The sequence below is a fragment of the Pseudomonas sp. GW456-L12 genome (assembly GCF_059424045.1).
Genome location: NZ_JBWKZA010000013.1, coordinates 151,522 through 157,668 on the forward strand (window position 1 = coordinate 151,522; position 6,147 = coordinate 157,668).

The window sequence follows — 6,147 nt, forward strand, 5'->3', positions numbered from 1 at the left end:
TATATAACGAGAAATCGAGATTCACACGTGAATAGCCAGGGTCCGCAAGAGCGCAGTATCACTGAGGCCGCCGCCGACTGGGCGGTGCGTTTGCATGCCGGTGGACTGAGCGCCGCCGAGCAGGCCGAGCTGGAGCAATGGCAAGCGCGGGACCCGCGCCACGCCCCGGCGCTGGCGTTTGCCCGGCGGACCTGGGACGCGCTGGGTGAGCTGCGCCTGGAGCCGGAACTGGCGCAGCCGCGTCGCGCGCCCACCGCCAGGGCCACGGCGGTTCAGCGGCCGCGCCGCCGGCGTTTCCTGCCACGGGCGGCCAGCGCGGCGGTGCTGGTGCTGGCTGTCGCGCTCGGCTGGTGGCAAGGGCCGCACGCCTTGCTGCGGATGCAGGCCGACTATCTCACCGGCAAAGGCGAAGTGCGCACCGTGCACCTGGCCGACGGCAGCACCGTGGAGCTGGATTCGTCCAGCGCCATTCGCCTCGATTTCAACCAGGCCCAGCGCCAGGTGCATTTGCTCGCCGGCTCCGCGGTGTTCGACGTGGCGCCCATGGGCGGCGAGGAGTCCCGCCCTTTTGTGGTCGAGAGTGCCGGCGGGCAGACCCGCGCCCTGGGCACGCGCTTCGTGGTGGGGCGTGAAAGCAGCCAGCAGGCTTGGGTCGGCGTGCTGCAACACAGCGTTGCCGTAAGCCTGGATACGCCGGCGCAGCAGGGCGCTTCCGAGCGGGTCCTGCAGGAAGGGCAGAGCGCCCGCTACAACCCGCTGTCGGGGGTGGTCACTCTGGATGGCCTGGATCTGCAACGGGCCACGAGCTGGCGGCGTGGCGTGCTGGTGTTCGATCGCCAGCCGCTGGCGCTGGTGATCGAACAGCTCAATCGTTATCGCCCCGGCCGGGTGGTATTGGGTAACGAAGCCCTGGCCCAGCGTCAGGTCAGCGGAGTGTTCCGCCTGGACATGCTCGACACTGCCCTGGCCACCCTGACCCGGGAACTGCAGGTGCGGCACTTCGATCTGGCCGGCGTCAGCCTGATTTACTGAGGCCTGGCGCCGCCGCTTTCCTCCCCGTGAAAAATAGTTGGAAAAAACCTTACTGAGTTTTCCTGCCTGGCACGTCTAGCTAATTGAGATGCATTCGCATCAATAAAAAGCAGCCAGCGCAGGAATACGGATATGAGGGTAAGCAGTCGCACTGGAGTTCACGCCGCAAGCCGGTTGGCCCTGGCTATTCATCTGGGCGCCGCGGGGCTGCTGCTCGATGCCGGGTTGGCGCATGCGGCGCAGGGGGTCGCGGTTGCCGGTGCCGAGCAGCAAAGCCGCCTGATGTTCGACATTCCTGCCCAGGCCCTGGACAGCGCCGTGCTGGCCTTCGCCGAACAGGCCGGGCTGCAAGTGCTATTCGACAGCCAGCGCCTCAAGGGCCTGCACAGTTCGCCGCTCAAGGGCAGCTACAGCGTCCAGGAAGGGTTGGCGCGGCTGCTGGGCAACGCGCCGGTGGAATACCGCTTCACCGGCGACAGCCAGGTCACCCTGAACCGCGTCGCCGCCGAGCACCAGGGCGCTTTGGCCCTGGCCACCACCACCGTGTCCGGCAACCTCGAAGGGCGCCAAAGCGACTGGGTCTACAGCGCGCCGCGTTCGGTGAGCGTCGTCAGCCGCGAGCAGTTGGACCGCAATCCACCTCGGCACGCGGCGGACATGCTGGAAGAAACCAGCGGCGTGTATTCGGCGGTCAGCCAGCAGGACCCCGGCCTGTCGGTGAACATCCGCGGCATCCAGGATTACGGCCGGGTCAACATGGCGGTCGACGGCATGCGCCAGAACTACCAGCAGAGCGGCCACCAGCAACGCAACGGAACCTTGTATGTCGACCCTGAGCTGCTCTCCGAGGTGGTGATCGAGAAGGGCGCGACCTCCAGCATGGGCGGTGCCGGGGTGATCGGCGGGATCGCCAATTTCCGCACCCTGGAAGCCCGCGACCTGATCAAGCCGGGCGAGGAAATGGGCGGGCGCATCCGCCTGACCAGCGGCCTGGGCGGGCGCAGCAACGGCACGCATTTTATCGGCAGTTCGGCCTTCGCCATCGGCACTGAAGTCTGGGACATGCTGGTCGCCGCCAGCGAGCGGCACCTGGGCGACTACGACCCGGGAACCCGCGGCAGCATCGGCGAACTGCGCACCGGCGGCTGGCGGGACCCTTCGATCAACGACCGGGTGAAGAACTCGCCGGTGGCCTATTCCGCTTCGGTGATGCGCTCGCGCCTGGCCAAGCTCGGGCTGAACCTGCCCCAGGACCAGCGCCTGCAGTTCAGCTACCTGACCACCCAGGTGTCCTACGACGACGCCAACATGCTCAACACCGAGAAGGATCAGCTGTGGGAGAAGCTGGGCAGCAGCGATGTGCGCTCGCAGAACTTCGCCCTCGACTACAGCTACACCCCGGACAACCCGCTGGTGGACTTCAAGGCCAAGCTCTATTACGTCGACAACCGTAACGACCAGAGCACCCTGCAACGGGGCATCACTCCCGGATATTCGATCACCTACCAGACCGACACCTACGGCGCCCAGGCGCAGAACACCTCGAGCTTCGCCCTCGGCGAGCTGTCGACGCTCAAAGCCAACTACGGCCTGGAGTTCTTCTACGACAAGGTGCGCCCGGACTCCAGCCAGCCGGTGGCGAGCGGTTCGGCGGTGAACGCCCCGGCCTCGGAAGGCATGACACCCAAGGGCGACCGCGCACTCGGCAGCCTGTTCGCGCGCCTGGACTACGACTACGACGGCTGGCTGAACCTGAACGCCGGGTTGCGCTATGACCGTTACCGGCTGCGCGGCGATACCGGGATCAATACCCGCACCTTCATTCTCGGCACCACCCGGCAAACCACGGTGCCGGTCAACTATGACGTGGACACCGAGGAAGGGCGTTTCTCGCCGACCTTCGGCCTGTCGATCAAGCCCGGCGTGGACTGGCTGCAACTGTTCGCCAGCTACGGCAAGGGCTGGCGTCCGCCGGCGATCACCGAGACCCTGATCACCGGCCGGCCCCACGGCGGTGGCGCCGAAAGCATGTACCCCAACCCCTTCCTGCGCCCGGAGCGTTCCACCACCTGGGAAGCCGGGGTCAATGTGTTCAAGGAAAACCTGTGGTTCGACGATGACCGGCTGGGGATCAAGGTCGCGTACTTCGACACCCGCGTCGAAGACTTCATCTTCATGAACATGGGCGTGCAGCCCCCCGGCTACGGCATGGCCGGGATCGGCAACAGCGCCTACGTCAACAACCTGCAGGACACCCGCTTCAAGGGCGTGGAGTACCAGCTCGACTACGACGCCGGGCGCGCCTATGGGCAGCTGGCCTACACCCACATGATCGGCAGCAACGACTTCTGCTCGAAGACCGCGTGGCTGGGCGGGGTGACCCAGACCGTGAAGAACAGCACGGCCGGCCGCGCCCCGGTGGTCGGCATGCGCCCGGACGAGCAGGCCAACAGCGCCAGCCATTGCAGCGCGATCCTCGGCTCGGCCGAACACATGCCGATGGACCGTGGCACCTTGACCCTGGGCGCGCGCTTCTTCGAGCGCAAGCTGGATATCGGCGCCCGAGCCCGCTACAGCGCGGGCTACTCGGAAGGCGGCAGCAACACCCGTACCACCACCAGCGTCTACCCCGCGGACTGGAAGTCCTACACCGTTTACGACCTGTACGGCAGCTACCGCGCCACCGAAGAACTGACCCTGCGCCTGGCGATGGAGAACGTCACCGACCGCGCCTACCTGGTGCCCATGGGCGACGTGCTGGCTTTCACCCTGGGGCGTGGCCGCACCTTGCAGGGCACCCTCGAATATCAGTTCTGACCGCTTTTGCCCAGAGAAGGGCAAAACCGTAGCGGGCATCGGCTCGCTGCGGAGTGACCAACCTATGTACTGGAGTTTTGCATGAGCATTTCCATTTCCTACAGCGCTACCTACGGCGGCGTCAGCGTTGCGAACTACCTCAATGACTGGTCGGCCTACTTTGGCGACGTCAACCATCGCCCGGGCCAGGTGGTCGATGGCACCAACACCGGCGGCTTCAACCCGGGCCCGTTCTCGGGTACCGAGTACGCCCTGAAAAGCACCAACAGCGACGCCGCGTTCGTGGCCGAAGGCAACCTGAACTACACCCTGTTCGAGAGCCCGAGCCACACCCTGTGGGGCAACCTGAACACCGTCTCGCTGGGCGACACCCTGACCGGTGGCCCGAGCGCCGGCGGCTACGACCTGGTCAGCCAGGAAGTCAGCTTCACCAACCTGGGCCTCAATAGCCTGCGCGACGAAGGCCGTGCCGGCGAAGTGCACAAGGTGGTGTATGGCCTGATGAGCGGCGACAGCTCGGCGCTGGCCGGCGAGATCGATGCCCTGCTCAAGGCGATCAGCCCGAACCTGTCGGTCAACTCGACGTTCGACGACTTGGCCGCGGCCGGTGTCGCCCACGTTGCCCCGGCATCCGCCGCCGCGGCCGACATCGGCCTGGTGGGTGTGCAGGACGTGGCCCAGGACTGGGCGCTGGCAGCCTGAATGGCCGCTTGAGGCATAAAAAAACGAATGAAAGATCGCTCTTCCATTCGTTCGCTTGAATCACCCCCGTCGCCCGAGTTTTCGAAGGCCAGGGCGGCGGCGGTGGCAAATTCTGGGGAGCGCCGCGATGGCTGTCAACGCACGCGGCGCGCCTCTTGCCGACCCGCTCCGCCGGAGCGGGTGGCGGTGTATTTCTCGACTCCCAACAGGACACCTCGATGAGCAGGCCGAACCCACTTGCCGGTTCCGAGACGCTGGCGGCCCTGGCCGCCTATAAAAGCGGCTTCTTCAACATCGGCCTGTTCTCGGCGGTGATCAACCTGCTGATGCTGGCGCCCGCGCTGTACATGCTGCAGGTGTACGACCGGGTGCTGGCGTCCGGCAACCAGATGACCCTGTTGATGCTGACGCTGATGATCGTCGGCCTGTTCGGCCTGATGGGTGCCCTGGAGTGGGTGCGCAGCCAGGTGGTGATCCGCCTGGGCACGCAGATGGACATGCGCCTGAACCAGCGGGTCTACGACGCGGCCTTCGAGGCCCAGCTCAAGGGCAGCCCGCAAGCCGCCGGCCAGGCCCTGAATGACCTGACGGCCCTGCGCCAGTTCGCCACCGGCAATGCGCTGTTCGCGTTTTTCGACGCGCCGTGGTTTCCGGTCTACCTGTTGGTGATCTTTATGTTTCACCCCTGGCTTGGCCTGCTGGCCCTGGGCGGCGCGCTGCTGTTGGTGGCCCTGGCCTGGATCAACCAGCACATCTGCCAGGCGCCGCTGGCCGAGGCCAGCCAGCTGTCCATCAGCACCAGCCAGCAGGCCACGGCCAACCTGCGCAACGCCGACGCCATCGAAGCCATGGGCATGCTTGCCGCGCTGCGCGCGCGCTGGTTCGCTGGGCACCAGGTGTTCCTCGCCCAGCAGAACCTGGCCAGTGAAAAGACCGCGCTGATCAGTGCCTGGTCCAAGGGCGTGCGCCTGGCCCTGCAATCCTTGGTGCTGGGCCTTGGCGCGCTGCTGGCGGTGCAGGGGGAAATCACCCCGGGGATGATGATCGCCGGTTCGATCCTGATGGGCCGGGTGCTCAGCCCCATCGACCAGTTGATTGCCGTGTGGAAACAGTGGAGTTCGGCGCGCCTGGCCTATGCGCGGTTGTCAGAGATGCTGCAGGCCAATCCGCCACGCCCGGCGCGCATGAGCCTGCCCACGCCCAAGGGCGAACTGAGCGTCGAGCAACTGAGCGCCTGCGCCCCCGGCAGTCGCCGTCCGGCCCTGGCCAACCTGGGTTTCAGCCTGCCGGCCGGGCAGGTGCTGGGAGTCATCGGCCCCTCGGGTTGCGGCAAGTCGACCCTGGCGCGGTTGCTGGTGGGGGCCTGGACACCGCTGGCCGGCAAGGTCCGCCTCGATGGCGCGGAACTGAGCCAATGGGATCGCCAGCAACTCGGCCCGCACATCGGTTACCTGCCCCAGGATATCCAGCTGTTCGCCGGCAGCATCGCCGAGAACATCGCGCGCTTTGGCGAGGTGAACTCTGACCAGGTCCTGGCGGCGGCGCAGATGGCCGGGGTGCATCAGCTGATCCTGCAACTGCCGCAAGGCTATGACA

4 protein-coding genes are annotated in these 6,147 nt (G+C 66.3%); all 4 read left to right on the top strand.

Translation table 11 applies throughout. The features are described from left to right. Nucleotides 1-27: 27 nt before the first annotated feature. The gene (locus tag AC07Y9_RS18180; RefSeq protein WP_102679495.1) at nucleotides 28-1,032 is read left to right on the top strand and encodes a FecR family protein; all 1,005 of its coding nucleotides are present in this window, start codon (nucleotides 28-30) and stop codon (nucleotides 1,030-1,032) included. Between the two features lie 132 nt (nucleotides 1,033-1,164). Beyond that, nucleotides 1,165-3,849: a TonB-dependent receptor gene (locus AC07Y9_RS18185; RefSeq protein ID WP_102679496.1), complete on the top strand. Its 2,685-nt coding sequence runs from the start codon at nucleotides 1,165-1,167 to the stop codon at nucleotides 3,847-3,849. Between the two features lie 81 nt (nucleotides 3,850-3,930). Then, nucleotides 3,931-4,551, top strand: coding sequence for a heme acquisition protein HasA (locus AC07Y9_RS18190; protein WP_007928863.1), 621 nt, complete (start codon nucleotides 3,931-3,933; stop codon nucleotides 4,549-4,551). A gap of 218 nt (nucleotides 4,552-4,769) precedes the next feature. Continuing rightward, nucleotides 4,770-6,147: type I secretion system permease/ATPase (locus AC07Y9_RS18195; protein ID WP_102690470.1), on the top strand; the 1,378-nt coding region annotated here is incomplete at its 3' end.

Coding starts and splice junctions, on each gene's coding strand:
- AC07Y9_RS18185 (WP_102679496.1), top strand. CDS start 1,165: ATGAGGGTAAGCAGTCGCACTGGAGTTCACGCCGCAAGCCGGTTGGCC.
- AC07Y9_RS18190 (WP_007928863.1), top strand. CDS start 3,931: ATGAGCATTTCCATTTCCTACAGCGCTACCTACGGCGGCGTCAGCGTT.